The sequence below is a fragment of the Candidatus Electronema sp. PJ genome (genome assembly GCF_048287395.1).
Lineage (GTDB): Bacteria > Desulfobacterota > Desulfobulbia > Desulfobulbales > Desulfobulbaceae > Electronema.
This window is the reverse complement of sequence record NZ_JBLWEO010000061.1, coordinates 43,577-59,885: the sequence shown is the minus strand read 5'-3', so window position 1 is coordinate 59,885 and position 16,309 is coordinate 43,577. Positions and strand designations below refer to the sequence as shown.

Annotated in this window: 14 protein-coding genes and 1 tRNA gene; 11 read left to right on the top strand and 4 right to left on the bottom strand. The window is 52.4% G+C overall.

The genetic code is table 11. The features are described from left to right. Positions 1-171 precede the first annotated feature (171 nt). From ACNKIB_RS09705 to ACNKIB_RS09695, 3 genes are all read left to right on the top strand, one after another. The gene (locus ACNKIB_RS09705; RefSeq protein ID WP_417910345.1) at positions 172-840 is read left to right on the top strand and encodes a radical SAM protein; all 669 of its coding nucleotides are present in this window, start codon (positions 172-174) and stop codon (positions 838-840) included. 160 nt (positions 841-1,000) lie between these two features. Further along, positions 1,001-1,240 carry a hypothetical protein gene (locus ACNKIB_RS09700; RefSeq protein WP_417910344.1) on the top strand — a complete coding sequence of 80 codons (240 nt, stop codon included), beginning with the start codon at positions 1,001-1,003 and terminating at the stop codon, positions 1,238-1,240. A 230-nt stretch (positions 1,241-1,470) separates the two neighbouring features. Continuing rightward, positions 1,471-2,748: a nucleotide sugar dehydrogenase gene (locus ACNKIB_RS09695; protein ID WP_417910343.1), complete on the top strand. Its 1,278-nt coding sequence runs from the start codon at positions 1,471-1,473 to the stop codon at positions 2,746-2,748. Between the two features lie 54 nt (positions 2,749-2,802). Here ACNKIB_RS09695 and ACNKIB_RS09690 read toward each other — a convergent pair whose 3' ends face one another. Both ACNKIB_RS09690 and ACNKIB_RS09685 read right to left on the bottom strand, forming a co-directional pair. Then, the gene (locus ACNKIB_RS09690; RefSeq protein ID WP_417910342.1) at positions 2,803-3,234 is read right to left on the bottom strand and encodes a hypothetical protein; all 432 of its coding nucleotides are present in this window, start codon (positions 3,232-3,234) and stop codon (positions 2,803-2,805) included. A gap of 51 nt (positions 3,235-3,285) precedes the next feature. After that, a complete protein-coding gene (locus ACNKIB_RS09685) occupies positions 3,286-4,695 on the bottom strand; it encodes a mannose-1-phosphate guanylyltransferase/mannose-6-phosphate isomerase (RefSeq protein ID WP_417910341.1) in 1,410 nt (469 codons plus the stop codon). A 183-nt stretch (positions 4,696-4,878) separates the two neighbouring features. On the opposite strand from ACNKIB_RS09685, the gene ACNKIB_RS09680 reads away from it, so the two are divergent. The 7 genes from ACNKIB_RS09680 to ACNKIB_RS09650 all read left to right on the top strand — a co-directional run bounded on the left by ACNKIB_RS09680 (position 4,879) and on the right by ACNKIB_RS09650 (position 14,198). Further along, positions 4,879-6,234, top strand: a complete 1,356-nt coding sequence (locus tag ACNKIB_RS09680; RefSeq protein WP_417910340.1) for a sigma-54-dependent transcriptional regulator — start codon at positions 4,879-4,881, stop codon at positions 6,232-6,234. 156 nt (positions 6,235-6,390) lie between these two features. Next, complete coding sequence (locus ACNKIB_RS09675) at positions 6,391-8,205, top strand: ATP-binding protein (RefSeq protein WP_417910339.1); 1,815 nt, start codon at positions 6,391-6,393, stop codon at positions 8,203-8,205. A 153-nt stretch (positions 8,206-8,358) separates the two neighbouring features. After that, the gene (locus ACNKIB_RS09670; RefSeq protein WP_417910360.1) at positions 8,359-8,439 is read left to right on the top strand and encodes a potassium-transporting ATPase subunit F; all 81 of its coding nucleotides are present in this window, start codon (positions 8,359-8,361) and stop codon (positions 8,437-8,439) included. Between the two features lie 15 nt (positions 8,440-8,454). Then, complete coding sequence (gene kdpA, locus ACNKIB_RS09665; protein ID WP_417910338.1) at positions 8,455-10,140, top strand: potassium-transporting ATPase subunit KdpA; 1,686 nt, start codon at positions 8,455-8,457, stop codon at positions 10,138-10,140. 238 nt (positions 10,141-10,378) lie between these two features. Then, on the top strand, positions 10,379-12,457 hold the full coding sequence (kdpB, locus tag ACNKIB_RS09660) for a potassium-transporting ATPase subunit KdpB (protein ID WP_417910337.1): 2,079 nt from the start codon (positions 10,379-10,381) through the stop codon (positions 12,455-12,457). Positions 12,458-12,467: 10 nt separating this feature from the next. Next, positions 12,468-13,031, top strand: a complete 564-nt coding sequence (locus ACNKIB_RS09655; protein WP_417910336.1) for a potassium-transporting ATPase subunit C — start codon at positions 12,468-12,470, stop codon at positions 13,029-13,031. Then, complete coding sequence (locus tag ACNKIB_RS09650) at positions 13,032-14,198, top strand: histidine kinase (RefSeq protein WP_417910335.1); 1,167 nt, start codon at positions 13,032-13,034, stop codon at positions 14,196-14,198. It abuts the gene before it with no gap. A 117-nt stretch (positions 14,199-14,315) separates the two neighbouring features. On the opposite strand, the gene ACNKIB_RS09645 is transcribed toward ACNKIB_RS09650, so the two are convergent. Together ACNKIB_RS09645 and ACNKIB_RS09640 are read right to left on the bottom strand one after the other, a co-directional pair. Next, the gene (locus ACNKIB_RS09645) at positions 14,316-15,665 is read right to left on the bottom strand and encodes a peptidoglycan-binding domain-containing protein (RefSeq protein ID WP_417910334.1); all 1,350 of its coding nucleotides are present in this window, start codon (positions 15,663-15,665) and stop codon (positions 14,316-14,318) included. A 44-nt stretch (positions 15,666-15,709) separates the two neighbouring features. Then, positions 15,710-15,807: transfer RNA gene (locus ACNKIB_RS09640), tRNA-Sec, on the bottom strand. Positions 15,808-15,983: 176 nt separating this feature from the next. On the opposite strand from ACNKIB_RS09640, the gene ACNKIB_RS09635 reads away from it, so the two are divergent. Then, positions 15,984-16,283 carry a hypothetical protein gene (locus tag ACNKIB_RS09635; protein ID WP_417910333.1) on the top strand — a complete coding sequence of 100 codons (300 nt, stop codon included), beginning with the start codon at positions 15,984-15,986 and terminating at the stop codon, positions 16,281-16,283. Positions 16,284-16,309 lie beyond the last annotated feature (26 nt).

Sequence of the window (16,309 nt, the reverse complement as noted above, 5' to 3'; positions counted from 1 at the left end):
CTCTCACCCTTTCGCTTGCGACTGGGGTATATTACAGATAAATTACGCTTGAAACAATTGCAAGATAAATTAATGATCTTGCTCCTACGACAAGAACAACTCGACCAAGGCAACTGCTCTCCGCTCTCTGCACTCGAAGGGCCAGCGGTGTACTTCTAAATTTTCCCGCGAATGACCGATACCCTGCGCATTTCTGAGCTGTTTTACTCCATTCAGGGCGAATCCACCCGCGCTGGCCTGCCCTGCGCCTTTATCCGGCTCTGTGGCTGCAACCTGCGCTGCGTCTATTGCGATTCTCGTTACACTTGGGACGAAGCCGGCCAAGAGCTGCACGTGGCTGAAATCTGCGCGTGGCTGGAACAATATCCTGGCCTGCTGACGGAAATCACCGGCGGCGAGCCATTATTGCAGGCAGGAGTGTATTCTTTAATGGAGGAGTTGCTGGCGCAAGGCCGCGAGGTGTTATTAGAAACCAGTGGCAGTCTGAGCATCGAGCGGGTGCCCGTAGCAGTCAAGGTAATCTTGGATTTCAAATGCCCAGACTCAGGCATGATGCTTAAAAACGACTGGCGCAACCTCGCCTGGTTGCGCAAACGCCAGCAAACAGGCAGTCGCGACGAGATCAAATTCGTTCTCAGCTCTGCAAAGGACGCTGCCTGGGCTGTGCAGCTGGTTCGCCAGCATGAATTGTGCCGCCTAGCCCCTGTCTTGTTCTCGCCAATCATTGGCCAGCTTGCACCAGACCAATTGGCCGAAATTATCCTCAAAGAGCAGCTGCCAATACGCTTGCAATTGCAGCTTCACAACCAAATTTGGCCGAATATACTCCGTGGGAAATAAAGATAACTCCAAAAAAAGTACCGACGAGAGCAGTTGGTTGGCTGGGAAATGCAATTTAACTGAATTGGACTGCTTGGGCAGTAACTTTTCCTCAAGCCAAAGCGGTTGGTAAACGTGTTTGGCTTACTAACAACCTTCTCTTGCTTAACAACAAAAGGTGTTGGCCGAGCAACAAAAGGTTCTTGCCGAGCAAGAGAAGGTTGTGGCCAAGCAGAAACCTTTTACTGCCAAACAAGAGAAGGTTCTGGCCGAGCAGCAGAGAGTTGTTGCCGAGCAACAAAAGGTTCTTGTTAAGCCAGAGAAGGTTGTTGCCAAGCAAGAACCTTCTCTGGGTAAGCCACAACTCTTTGTGGCCGAGCTACGAAGAGTTGTGGTTAAGCCGCAACCTTGTATGGCTTAACAGAAACCTTGTGTTATTGAGCCAACAAGAGTGTTGAGTCAGCAAGAACCTTTTGGCAGCGAGCAGAAAAAGGTTCTTTTTTCCCGCAATTTCGCTGCGCGCAGGCAAGAAGCAAAACTTTCCTGCTCCGTGCTCTTGCCTCGTTGACCAAACCGGTGTACAGGTTAGTTCCGAGCAATTGGTATGTAACTACGCAGCTCCTCTACAAACTACAACCTGGAGAAATCACGATGCCCAATCTGCAATCAACCCAACTCGCCGTGATCGGCCTGGGCTATGTCGGTCTGCCTTTAGCTGTAGAATTTAGCAAGAAACTGCCCTGCATTGGTTTTGACCTGAAAGAGCAGCGTATCGCCGAATTAAGGAAAGGTATCGACACTACCCGCGAGGTCAGCGGAGAAGAATTGGCTGCGGCTCGACAAATACAGTTTACCAGCTCGATTGATGACCTGCGGCAATGCAATGTCTTCATTGTTGCTGTACCAACACCGGTTGATGACAGCAAACGGCCCGATTTTTCTCCACTGGAAGGCGCATCTCGCACGGTTGGCCGGGTGTTGAAGTCGGGCGATGTGGTGATTTACGAATCTACGGTTTATCCAGGGGCAACTGAGGAGGTGTGCATCCCAATTCTGGAGCAAGTGTCTGGCCTAAAATTCAATCGCGACTTCTTTGCCGGCTATAGCCCGGAGCGAATCAACCCTGGCGACCACGAACACCGCTTGCCAACTATCGTGAAAGTCACTTCTGGGTCCACGCCAGAGATTGCCGAGTTTGTTGATCAGCTCTACGGCTCGATCATCACCGCTGGGACCTTCAAAGCCAGCAGTATCAAGGTAGCTGAAGCCGCTAAAGTGATTGAAAACACCCAGCGCGATGTCAATATTGCCCTCATCAACGAGCTGGCTTTGATCTTCAACCGACTTGGCATTGATACCCTGGAAGTTCTCAAGGCTGCGGGCACGAAATGGAACTTCTTGCCCTTCCGACCCGGCCTAGTTGGCGGCCATTGCATTGGTGTTGACCCGTATTATCTCACCCACAAGGCCCAACAAGTCGGTTATCACCCAGAGGTAATTCTGGCAGGCCGACGGCTCAACGACAATATGGGCCGTTACATCGCCTCAGAGATAGTCAAACTGATGCTGAGAAAGCGGATTCAGGTAGCAGATGCCCGGATTCTTCTTCTCGGCCTGACCTTTAAGGAGAATTGCCCGGATTTACGCAATACGCGGGTCACAGATATCATTGATGAGCTGCATTCCTACGGCGCGCAGATCGAAGTGTATGATCCCTGGGCAGAACCAGGGGAAGCAGAGCGGATGTACGGCGTAACCATGATCAAGGAACTGCCTGAACACCGCTATGATGCGGTAGTGTTGGCCGTAGCACATCAGGAGTTTTCCGGGTTAAACCAGGCAGCATTCGCCCGCATCTGTCGCCCGCAGGCCGTGATCTATGATGTCAAACATGTGCTGGAGCCGGGCCTGGCAGATGGGAGTTTGTGAGCTGTTGGCAAGGTGAGACAGGGGGCGAAGAAGTCTTCGCCCCTGGTTTTCTTCTTACGGCTGGACAATCGGAGAGTTGCTAGGCTCGCTCGGCGGGTTGTTGGGTACACTCGTAGGGTTGCTGGGGGCATTCACCGCATGAGTTTTGTCGCGCAAGTCGTGGAGTTCTTCGCTTTTACTTGCACTCCCTGAGCTGGAGCCAAAGTAATAGGAGACAATTTGGGTCGAAACCGTGGTCAGAGCACCTACAATGTAGATGAGAATCTCTTTCATCCCATTTTTTCCAAGGTCGGCAGGGTACATTATGATCTTCCAGTACAAAAAGAAGGTCAGCAGGAGAATGCCACTGGCAAGCAGTGAGTGGATGTTTTTATCCAGCCAGCTTTTTTCTTTCTTCGGCTTTGCGCTGTTCCTTCTGGGCGCAGCTGGCTGAACTGCTGCTGGTTTGTCCTGATTTTCCGTTTCAGTTGTGTTGTGTTCAGGCATGTTCTGCTCCTCCTTTGGGTTGTATTTATGGCTTGATAACTGGCAAACGGGTTATTTTCCCCGGCCATAGGCATCATCAAAGCGAACAATATCATCCTCACCAAGATAGCTGCCGATCTGAATTTCAATCAACTCCAGGGGAATCACGCCAGGATTCGTGAGCCTGTGCTGCGTACCCAAAGGGATGTAGGTTGATTCGTTCTCACAAAGAAGAAACTCCTCTTCACCCGTCTCTACCTTGGCTGTACCGCTGACCACTATCCAATGCTCATAGCGATGATGGTGCATTTGCAAGGACAACTGGGCACCAGGTACGACTGTAATCCGTTTGATCTGGAAGCGTTCCTGGATTTCCAGGGTAGTATAGCTGCCCCAGGGCCGATACACCGTGCGATGGGTGCGGAACTCGGTTCGCTGCTGCTGCTTCAGTTTGTTAACTATCTTCTTGATGTCCTGGGCGCGATCTAAAGGGGCAACCAGCACGGCATCAGCGGTTTCTACGACCAAAATATCCCGCAAACCAACAGCAGCCACCAGTGTATCTTCCGAGCGAATCAGACAATTCTCCACATCTTCAAGCAGCACATCACCGCTCACCACGTTGCCCTGTGCATCTTTCTCGGCTACCTCATGCAAAGCACTCCAGGAGCCGATATCACTCCAGCCAAAGTCGGCCTCAACCGCTGCGGCGCACGCAGTCTTCTCCATAATGGCGTAGTCAATGGATTTGGCTGGCGACAGCTGCATGGCCTCGGCATCAAAGCGGAAGAATACCCCATCGGCTTTGCCGCCTTGCACAGCTTTCTCCATACAACGCAGGATCTCAGGCGCGTGAACCTGGAACTCAGCCAACAGCTTCTCGTTGGGAAAGGCAAACATGCCGCTATTCCAAAGCCAACCGCCTTCGGCAAGGTATCGCTGCGCTGTGGCCAGGTTAGGTTTCTCGACAAAGGACAGTACGGAGCCATCTCCAGCCCTGCGAATGTAGCCGTAACCGGTCTCTGGGCGGTCAGGCACAATGCCAAAGGTGGTCAACTTGCCCTGGGCTGCTTGCTCATGCGCCTTGGCCACAGCGAGGATGAAATCATCAGGCCGGACAATGAGATGATCCGCTGGCAGAACGAGCAGAAGTATATCTTCCTGCTTCTGCTCCTGGCGAGCATGGAGCGCAGCCCCGCAGACTGCCGGAGCGGTGTCCTTGCCGAGCGGCTCTAAGAGCAATTGATATTCAGGAAAGAGGTGCAAGGCCTCAACCTGGGTTTTCGTGAGAAAGCGGTGCTCCTCGCCCACCACGATAACTGGTGGAAGAACATCAGGGAGTAAGCTCACCCGGATGAGGGTGGTCTGGAGCAAGGTATGCTCGCCGGTCAGGCAGAGCAACTGCTTCGGATACAGCTCTCGAGACAAGGGCCAAAGCCGCGTGCCCGTGCCACCGGCAAGAATAACAGGCTGAATACGCATACACCTATCCTAGAAGAGATAAAGTAGAGGAAGCTGTTCCATCAAAACAGAATCCTTGCGCCTTGTCAACCGCTGTCTCTGTTGGCAGCCTGCGCATTTTTTCATGGACAGGTTCTGTTAGGAGCGATAAAAGCAGAACGCAATCACGCGGGCAACTCCACAATTGCTTAGGAAGGCCATAGAGTGAATGACCATCAGCCCAAACAGCCGCTTAACGTCCTTATTATTGACGACGAAGTCAATATCCGCAAGACCCTTGCCCTTTGCCTGGAAGCACGCGGCCATCGAACCGCTGCGGTCAGCAATCCCAAAGATGCTTTGGCTGAAGCAGGCCGTCGGGTATTTGATCTTGCCTTTGTTGATCTCCGTTCAGGGACACAGAACGGCTTAGATTTAATTCCCTCGCTCTTAGGAGAATGTCCGTGGCTAAAGATTGTCGTTATTACTGCCTATGCCTCCATTGATACCTCTGTAGAGGCGATGCGGCGCGGGGCAGCAGACTATCTGCCCAAGCCTTTTACACCTGCGCAGGTAGAACTGGTCACAGAACGAGCAGCCCAGCTGCGCGCAATGGAACAACATATTGCCTGCCTGCAAGAGGATCTGGCCCAGCTGCATCCAGAAGTCACCTTTACTTCTCGCCACCATCTTATGCAGCGAGCCATTGAGCTTGCCCGGCAGGTGGCTGCTTCTGAAGCAATGGTTTTGCTGCGTGGTTCCAGCGGCACCGGCAAGACTATGCTGGCGCGGGCTATTCATCAGTGGAGTAACCGGAAGGACAAACCCTTTGCGGTTATCTCCTGTCCAACCCTGAACCAGGAGCTGTTAGAGAGTGAACTTTTTGGTCATGCCAAAGGTGCTTTCACCGGCGCACTGCGCGATAACCCAGGCCGAGTAGCTGCATGTGATGGCGGCACATTGCTGTTGGATGAGATCGGTGATCTCCCCTTAGCCCTCCAGCCCAAATTGCTGCGCTTTATCCAAGATCGGGAATATGAGCGCATTGGTGAACAGCTGACCCGCAAAGCCAATGTCCGGCTTCTGGCTGCCACCAATACCGATTTAGAGACTGCGATCAAAGAAGGTCACTTCCGTGCTGATTTATATTATCGGCTCAATGTCATTCAAATTGAGTTACCCCCTTTGGCCGAGCGTCCTGATGATGTTGAGAACATGGCGCACGCGATGTTGCGCTTCTTTGCTGGGCAGAACCATAAGTTGCTGGCTGGGTTCAGCGGCGAGGCCTTGACTGCCCTGCGGCAGTACGCCTGGCCTGGCAATGTTCGTGAACTGCGCAATGTGATCGAACGGGCTGTAATTCTCTGCCCGACAGAGCTGATTGGCAGAGAATATCTGCCCACATCCATTGCCCCCCGCCCTTCGCAGGTGCAGCTCGGTGATCCTGTTTCACTGAAAGTGATTGAAGAGCAGCACATCCGCCGCCTTCTTGCTTCTACCAAGACCCTGCAAGAAGCCGCTGACCTGCTCGGCATTGACCAGGCCACCCTCTGGCACAAACGAAAGCAGTACGGCATCTAATTCCCTCCCGCGCGGCATTGCAAAACGCAAGGTCAGCGCATCTGTTTCCTTGTCCTTCACAAGCCTTCCTCTTGTGTTCCGAAGCATATCCTACTGAAAAGACAGCGTTGCCAGATTGGCACATCGTTTGCATAGAGAAACACAAGGAGCAGCATTATGCTAGGTATCAAACAGAAACTCATCTTTGGCTTTGGCAGCCTGCTGGCTGTTATGGTTGTGATCGGCTTGCTGACTATGAGCCAGATCGAACAGCTTGGTCAGGCCATTGATTTAATCCTTACCGAGAACTACCGCAGCGTTCTTGCCTGTCAGACCATGAAGGAAGCTCTGGCAGGCATAGATAATGGTATCCTCTCTAGCTTATTAGGCCAAGAAGCAGAAGGGCAGCAGCTGATTGACGAACATGTTGCCCAGTTTCACCAGGCCCTTGCTGTAGAGTTAAGCAACATCACCTTGCCCCAGGAACAGGAGAAAGCAGAGCAGATTCAGGTGCTCTTTATGCAGTACCTCCAGGCTGTGCCACAGGCAACAGGCTCAGTGCATGACAAAAGCAACGTGCAGCTGCTCTCTGGACAAATCAAGCAGCTGGCCCAAGAAATTCTGATCATGAACCAGAACAACATGATCGAGGCGAGCACAGCTGCTCGTCGTCTTGCAACAATCGCCCATCGCCACATGCTGACTGCTATTGCGGTTGCTGCCCTGCTGGCTCTGCTCTTCAGCTACCTTACCCAACAATGGATCCTGCATCCAATTAAGCGACTGATTGAATTGACGAATGAGATTCGGCAAGGCAACCTTGATCTTGTCCTTGAGACCTGTGCTCATGATGAAGTCGGGCTGCTGTCAGAATCCTTCAATGAGATGACCGCTGCCTTACGGCAAGTGCGTAATACCAATAAGACCAGTCTGCTCCGTACACGCCAGGCCACTGAGGAGGTATTCAAAGCCCTGCCTGATGCAGTGGCGGTGCTGGACTTGGAAGGCCGGGTAGAGCTGGCCACAGAAACGGCAGAGCGGCACTTCGGGCTGAAGCCAGGAGTCCTCGCCCATGAGCTTGGCTACGCCTGGCTGCCGCCTTTGCTCAGTAAAGCCCTGACCGAGGGCCGGACGGTTGAGCATGACCTTGCAAGCGGCTGCATACAGCAGTTTGTTGATCAGCGCGAATACTTTTTCCAGCCTATGGCAATACCTATTCCCCTTGGCTCAGAACACCTGGAACCAAATGGTCTGGCCTTAATTCTCAAAGATGTCACCCAAATCCATGAACAAGAGGAGATGAAACGTGGTGTCGTGGCCACAGTCTCCCATCAACTCAAAACCCCCCTTACTTCCTTGCGGATGGCTATTCACCTCCTTCTCGAGGATAAGATTGGTCCGCTCAATACCCAGCAGAATGAATTACTGATTGCGGCCCGTGAAGAGAGTGAGCGGCTGGCCAACATCCTTGATGACCTGCTCAATCTTAATCGAATCGAGGCGGGCAAAGCGGAGCTTGCGCCAGCGCCTGTCTTGCCGCTGACTCTTGCTCAGGATGCTGTTGAGCCGTTTCTTGCTGCTGCCAAGGATAAGGGGCTGACGCTTACCAATCAGGTACCTGAAGAACTGCCTCTGGTGCTGGCGGATGCCGAGAAAATCAGGCAGGTCTTTACTAATTTACTGACCAATGCCCTACGTTTCACCGCACCTGGCGGAGCCATTACCGTGCAAGCCGAACGCAAGCCAAACCTGGTGCATTTCCTTGTTGCAGATACAGGCACAGGTATAGCGCATGAGCATCTTAACCGCCTCTTTGAACAGTTCTATCGTGCGCCTGGTCAAGATGAGAAGTCAGGCATTGGCCTGGGTCTGTCAATTGTCCGCGAGATTATCCAGGCACACAATGGCCAGGTGAGCGTAGAAAGCCGCCTCGGCCAGGGGTCGATCTTTGGTTTCACCCTGCCTCTTGCAGGTAACTGTGAGCCACAGTAACACGCTTTACCGCCCACCGTCAGAGGCTAATCCGATACTCTTCACCAAGGAGCTGAACCATGTTGCATGTTATCTTCCTGCTTATTGGCCTAAGCCTTTTTGTGGCCATGATACTACTCACTGCTCTCTGCGAGCGAATCTAGGAGTTGCCTTATGATTTACCTGTCTGGTTGCGTGCTGCTGATCTGCATAGTCTACCTCGTTTATGCCCTTATCTATCCTGAACGCTTTTAGGCTGGGGAGTTATACATGAATCTTCTCTTCATTCTCTTGCTTCTCGTTGGTACTATCCTACTCTCCTGGCCTCTGGGTAAGGCCATAACCTGGGCAATGGAGCCGGACAACAGCATCTCACTCTGGCGGCGACAGCTTGAGCTGCTCTTGCAGAAAATAGGCGGGCCAGCACTTGCTAAAGGGCAAAGCTGGCAGCAGTATCTCTTTTCTCTGCTCCTGTTTAACGGCGTGATGTTCGTGGTTGCTTATACCATTCTCGCCTTGCAGCAATGGCTGCCGCTCAACCCGGACAGCAAGGGCGCACTTGAGCCAAGCCTTATTTTCCATACTGCCGCTTCCTTTGTTGCCAATACCAACCTTCAGCATTATGCCGGCGAGGTCTCGCTGAGTTATTTCTCCCAACTCTTTGCTTTAATGTGGCTGCAATTTGTATCTGCGGCCACTGGTCTTGCGGCCCTTAGTGCCTTAGCCCGTGGATTGGCAGGCCGCACCTGCTTAGGTAATTTTTATCAAGACCTGCTGCGAGCAGTCGTGCTGATCCTGTTGCCTTTATCAGCTCTGCTGGCACTGTTGCTGGTGCTGGGTGGCGTAGTCATGACCTTGCAGGGTGCAGTACATGCAAGCACCCTAGAAGGAGTGACGCAAGTCATTGCCAGGGGGCCTGTTGCTGCCTTTGTCGCCATTAAGCAATTAGGCACCAATGGCGGTGGTTTCTTTGGGGTCAATGCCACTCATCCCTTTGAGAACCCAACGAGTTTGACCAATCTTCTCGAAAGTATGAGCATCCTCCTGCTTCCTATGGCTTGTGTCTGGATGTTTGGCCGTATTACAGGCCGAATGCGCCATGCGACCGTGATCTTTGCAGTCATGGCCATCCTGCTGCTGATCAAGATTTGTCTGGCTAATTATTACGAGAGCGCACCGACCGCTGCTTTGATTGGTCTGCCCATTGAGACCGCAGCTAATCTGGAAGGCAAGGAACTGCGTTTCGGCCCAACGGCCAGTGCTACCTGGAGCATCCTGACTACAGCTACCAGCAATGGTTCCGTCAATGCAATGCACGACAGCCTTAACCCGCTCACCAGCCTATTGGCACTGATTGGCATGTGGTTCAATGTCATCTTTGGCGGCAATGGGGTTGGCATGATTAACATGTTCCTCTATATCATTATCGGCGTGTTCATCAGTGGCATGATGGTGGGTCGCACACCAGAATATCTGGGCCGCAAGGTGGAAACTCGGGAGATGAAATTTGCTCTTTTAGCCATCCTTATCCACCCCTTGTTCATCCTTGGCGGCACTGCTCTTTTTGCAGCAACATCTTGGGGTGCAAGTACGGTTGGCAATCCAGGCCTGCACGGGTTTACAGAGATATTATACGAATTCAGTTCTGCGGCCGCGAATAATGGCTCTGGATTAGAAGGACTGGCTGATAACACCGTGCCTTGGAACGTAGCCACAGGCATTATCATGCTCCTGGCCCGCTTCCTACCCATCATCTTTCCTGTAGCTATTGCTGGCTCACTCGCAGCCAAGAAACCCACCCCAACGACTGTTGGTACCTTACGTACAGATACGCCGCTTTTTGGCTTAGTGATCCTTGGTAGCATCGTTTTCGTAGGTGCGCTTTTGTTCCTGCCAGTAGCAGTTCTTGGGCCAATTGCCGAACATTTGGCTGCGATAACGACCAAGCCGCTCTAGCCAAAAAAACATAATGCTTAGGACGAAGTATTCTAAGCATTATGTACGAAGTCTCCTAAGTATTATGGATGAAGTCTTCTAAGCATTATAGACGAATCGCCATAAGCATTATGAATGATGCCTCCTAAGCATTATGGACAAAGCGTCCTAAGCATTGTCTGGTTCTCAATATCTATCTGCGCCAGCATTGCGTTACAAAGTTATTCGTACCCAGTGCTAAGAGCGCAAGGAATACACTATGAATATTAACACCATAGAAACAGCTCAACCTAAGTTAGAGCGGCGCAAAGCTCGTCGGGCCTCGCTTTTTGAACCGCAGCTCCTGCGGACTGCTGCTCGGCAGTCGGTGGTCATGCTGAAGCCTTGGCTTATGGCCCGCAATCCAGTCATGTTTGTCACGGAAATTGGCGCAGCCATGACCACCCTGGTGCTGGTCCTGGATCTATTGCACACGCAAGAAGCGGTCGGCTATACCTTTGCCGTGGCCGTGATTCTTTGGCTGACTGTCCTATTCGCCAACTTTGCTGAAGCCTTAGCTGAAGCGCGAGGCAAGGCTCAGGCTAATACCTTAAAGCAGACCCGCAGTAGGACGCTGGCCTGCCGGGTTGCCAATGGTAGTGAAGAGCTGGTTGGTTCGGATGAACTGGCCGAGAATGATTTAGTCTTGATTCGAGCAGGGGAAATTATTCCTGGCGATGGCGAGGTACTGCAAGGTGCGGCCAGCGTTGATGAGTCGGCAATCACTGGTGAATCTGCGCCCGTGGTGCGTGAGGCTGGCGGTGATCGCTCTGGCGTTACTGGTGGCACCCGGGTGCTTTCGGATCAGCTTGTCGTCCGTATTACTGCCGGGGCAGGCGATTCATTCCTTGATCGGATGATTGCCTTAGTGGAAGGGGCCGTCCGGCAAAAGACCCCGAATGAACTGGCTCTGACCGTAACTTTAGCTGGCTTGACCCTGGCTTTCCTGATGGTCACTGGTGCCTTGTGGCCGATTGGTCGATATTTTGGCGTATCTCTGCCAATACCGACCCTGATTGCCCTGCTCGTCTGCTTGATTCCCACGACTATTGGTGCCCTGCTGGCCGCGATTAGTATTGCTGGCATGGATCGTGCCCTTTCTGCCAATGTGCTGGCCAAGAGCGGCAAGGCGGTGGAATTAGCTGGCGATATTGATACCCTGCTGCTTGATAAGACCGGCACGATTACGATGGGCAATCGGCAGGCCACAAGATACTACGCCTTGCCTGGGATAACTGAAGCCCAGCTGGCCGCAGCAGCCATGTGCGCCTCCTTTGGGGATCAGACCCCAGAGGGCAAATCTATCGTGCAGCTGGGTGAGGATTTACTCAAGGCGAATGCGCCCAGAGAGTTCCCAGGGGCCAAGGTCATAGCTTTTTCTGCCCAAACTCGCTTAAGCGGCATTGATCTCCCTAATGGACATTCGTTCCGCAAGGGAGCGTCTGATGCAGCCCAGGCTTATATTCAAGGATTAGGCGGGGTAATTCCTGCACCGCTGCGGGGCTTGGTTGACCAAGTTGCTCGCCAGGGCAGTACCCCTATCGTGGTTGCCGCAGGTAAGAATGTGCTGGGGGTGATTGCGTTGGCAGATGTGCTGAAACCAGGCATCCGAGATCGCTTTGCACGTTTACGGGCAATGGGTCTGCGGGTGGTGATGGTAACAGGTGATAATCCTCTGACGGCGGCGGCGATTGCCACACAAGCAGGCGTGGATGATTACATTGCCGAAGCCAGACCAGAAGATAAGCTGGCATACATTCGGCAGGAGCAGCGGGCTGGGCGGCTGATTGCCATGATGGGCGATGGCACCAATGATGCCCCTGCCTTGGCACAGGCAGACATTGGTATTGCCATGAATTCCGGCACCCAGGCTGCGAAAGAAGCAGGCAATATGGTGGATCTGGACAGCGATCCCACCAAGCTGATTGAGGTGATTGAGATTGGCAAGCAGCTGCTCATGACCCGTGGTTCTCTGACGACCTTCTCGATTGCCAATGATGTGGCCAAGTACTTTGCGATTATTCCGGCGATGTTCATCTTAGCGATGCCGCAACTATCAGCTCTCAACATCATGGGCCTGGCAACCCCGCAGAGTGCGATCTTGTCAGCCTTGATCTTTAATGCGATTATTATTCCCCTGCTCATTCCGATAGCAATCAAGGGGGTGAAGTATAGGCCTATGGGTGCAGACAGTATTCTTCGTCGCAATCTGCTGCTCTACGGCTTAGGCGGCTTGCTGACCCCTTTTATCGGCATCAAGCTGATTGACCTGACCTTAACCCTGACAGGTATTCTTTAGGAGATTGATCATGAAGGCACAAGCTCAACCCACAGGCATTTTAGTGCAGCTCGCGATCTCAGGCCGGATTGTCCTGGCCACGGTGCTTATCTGCTGCGTTGTTTACACCTTGGTCATCTTGGCTATTGGTCAGACCTTGACCCCGCATACTGCCAATGGCTCCTTGATCAGCACTTGGCAAGGCGATATCGGTAGCGAGCTGATCGCCCAAGGCTTCAGCAGGCCGGAATACTTCTGGCCTCGGCCTTCAGCGGTTGCCTACAATGCTTCTGCGGCAGGCGGCAGCAATCTCTCGCCCACCAGCCCCGTGCTTCGCCAACGAGCAGAGGGGATACTCGCTCATCTGCAAGTAAAACCCGTGCCTACTGATGTAGTGACCGCATCTGGCAGTGGCTTAGATCCGCATCTCACAATCCAGGCTGCCCGTGGTCAGATAGAACGAATAGCTGCCGCGAGAGGCAGAACAGCAGAACAACTTATGCAGCTCCTTGAGCAGCATGTTGAACACGTCGGAAGATACAGCCTGGTGAATGTGTTGCGCGTGAATATGGCTCTGGATAAGATGGAGCCGTAGATGAACAGCAGCCGTGCTGACAGCTTCCTGCGCCTGATCCGCCGCTCGCAGCGCGGCAGATTGAAGCTCTACTTGGGCTATGCCGCCGGGGTAGGCAAGACCTGCCAGATGCTCCTTGAGGCCCGTCGCCTCAAAGAAGAAGGAGTTGATGTCGCTGTCGGCCTGCTGGAGACGCACGGAAGAGCGGAGACCGAGGCCTTGGCAGTCGGCCTGGAACGCATTCCGCGCCGCCAGATCACCTATCGCGGCATCGTGATTGAAGAGATGGATTTAGAGGCGATTCTTCACCGTCACCCGCATGTGGTGCTGGTGGACGAGTTTGCCCACACCAATGTGCCTGGCAGCAAGAATGCTAAACGCTATCAGGATGTGGAAGAGCTTCTCGCCGCAGGCATTCATGTTATTTCAACCCTGAACATCCAGCATCTGGAAAGTTTGTATGAAACGGTGGAACGCATCACCGGCATCAAGGTGCGCGAGCGCATACCAGACCGTATCGTGGCTGAGGCTGATCAGATTGTCAACGTTGATGTCACTGCCGAGGACTTGCGTCATCGCCTACAGCAAGGCAAGGTCTATCCTGTCGAGCGGATCGAGACGGCCTTGGCGCACTTCTTTCGCTCGGTTAATCTTGAACAGCTCCGTGAGCTGACCCTGCGCGAGCTGGCCTCACAAATTGACTCGCGACAACGTGATGCCCTGGCTGGGGATTGTCCGTCAAGCCCGGATCAGATCATGGTCTGCCTTAGTTCCATGGGGCCGAACAGCGAGGCCCTGCTCAGGTATGCTTCCCGTCTGGCAGGACGGCTGAACCGCAACTGGTATGCTGTTTATGTGCAGACTTCTAAAGAATTGCCAACCGCAATTGATGCAGCGACGCAGCGGATGCTCGCCAATACCCTGACCCTTGCCCAGCAGTTAGGAGCAACTGTTTTCACCTATAAGGGTGATGATATCGTCAAGACGATCCTTCAGTTTGCCAAAGAATATCGGGTTGGGCATATTGTCATCGGCAGCCCAGGCAGAAAGGCACCTTTCTGGCAACGCCTTAAGGGAAAAACCAGCATTATGGAGCAGCTTGCTACTGAGGGCAGAGGCATCACCGTGGTTGTCTTAGACACCAAGGCGATGCCGCATAAGCAGCAGGAGAAGAAGTGCGTCTCTTGATTGCGAAGCGGTGGGGCTAATACTCCGCCGCTTGCGGCAAAAATTGGCGGGATAGTAAAATAAAAGGGAGACACATTCTGTGTCCCCCTTTTGTAATCAACGTTGCAAAAGGTATTGTTATTGAGAAATACCTAAGGCCTCAACGGTTTCCTTGGTCAAGGTACCGCCTTGGGCAAGACCCTTGGCCTTCTGGAAGTCCACGATGGCCTGTTTGGTCTTGTCATTCAGCACGCCGTCAGCCGGACCAGCATCAAATCCTTCCTGAACAAGAGCCTCCTGAACCTGGGTAATGAGGCCAGAATGATTGCCCTTATCCTGACAGAAAGCCTCTTGCCTCCAGACGAGTACTGGTTTGCAAACTTGTGGCGGCACTCCAATACAATCTATTACAGGAGGCTTCGGTACAACCTTGTAGTCCGGCACCTTAAAGGTAACAGTGCCATAGGTTGGTTCAGGCTGCCCTATAATCACGCGGTCGGAGCATACCTTTTCCATGATCGGAACTTTTATGATCTGAGGCTCTCCCTGCACCTGCCTCCGTGTTATCTGACATGGAGGAGGATTAGTCGAATCCGGCTCGCATACCGTTACAAAGTACTGCTTAACGATAGTTCCTGGTTCCTGGACAACTTTATCAATACACTTCTCAATTTCCACTGTCTTGTGCCCGGGCTTGGTTTCATTGCAGACAGAAGAACAGTCGGTTCCACCCTTTCCATTCGGCGGGCAGGGAACAGGTCTTCTGTATAAGTCTTCCCAGCTGTATGGAAACGATATTGGGTGCGTGATAGTATGCGTTAATAGAGTAGGTCTCTCATATGTGACTGTTACTGACTGTAGTTTTTTACGGCACACAGAGGGAAGGGGGGTCGTGTTGGGAGTACAGTCCTTTATCATTACCGTTTTAGGCTTTGGCCAGACTACCTTATACTCATAATGCCCGCTGGGTTTTTCGATGCATTTCCTCTTTAGCACCCCAGGAGTCACGATTCTGACAACTTCCTTTTTTGTGATAGTTTGTGTTCCGTTTTGCACAACCTGATCACAGTCAATACATGTTTTGACCGGTTTATAGGTCTTTCCCATTCGGCCTGGATAAATACATTGCGACCAGCACTCCCCAGTTTGAATAATCGGGGTAAACTCGTCCTGCTTCGGACAGAATTTATGCTTAAGCCCTTCCTTTTCCTTAAGATTAAGGTAAATACATTGGCCATTCACAGGTGGATTGGATGCCTTGCATTGCCCACTTGGAGGATGATAGCCGCCTTTTTTGGGATCAACGATAACCTCTTGCTCTTGTTCAGCATCAACATCCTGTTCCTGATCAACAATAACTTCGCCCTGGCCTTGATCAACAACTTCCTGCTCCTGATCAATAACAACTTCCTCAGCAAGTGACCTCTCTGCCGCAAAGCCCAGCAGAGCCAACATCATTACGCCAGAAACCAACTTCTTTCTTCTCATCTTGCTCTCCTTTTTTGTTGGTGGTTAGTTTATACAACTCAATCTGGCGGAAGTGCATGGGAATCGAACCCACTTGCCAGGCTGTTCACCCGGCACACCGGATTTGAAGTCCGGGAGGGCCACCAGTACCCTTTCCACTTCCGAAACAGCTAGATACCCAACCAGCCCCGCTTGCGCTCCAATAATCCAGCGCAAAGAGACAGTGTGGATGTTTCTTTGTAATAGATATTGACCAGAAATACAACTTTTTTTATAATAGGTCATCTATTTGTCGCTGACCCTCCCCCGTCAACCCTCTGAGCACAGTCACCGTTTTCTATGCAATGCAATCAGCTGCTTCGCCTGGTCAAAGAATGGCACACGCACGTCAAGCAGGAGACTATGGCTCCTGGCCGCATGATGCAATTTGTGGACAGCCATGTCAAAGAGTGTCCAGTCTGCCGCGAGGACAGAGGTTTGCCCCATGAAATTGAGAAGATCCGGGAATATGTCCTGCCAGAGTTAAAACATGCCAAACATGGTCGCGCAGCTCAGGAGCTGTTCACGCCAGATATTTTTCCAGCAGACGAGCCGGATAACGACCCGCCCGACGATGCACCAATGGATGTCATTTTCTGACAACAGAACATTCTCCGCTCCGTTGC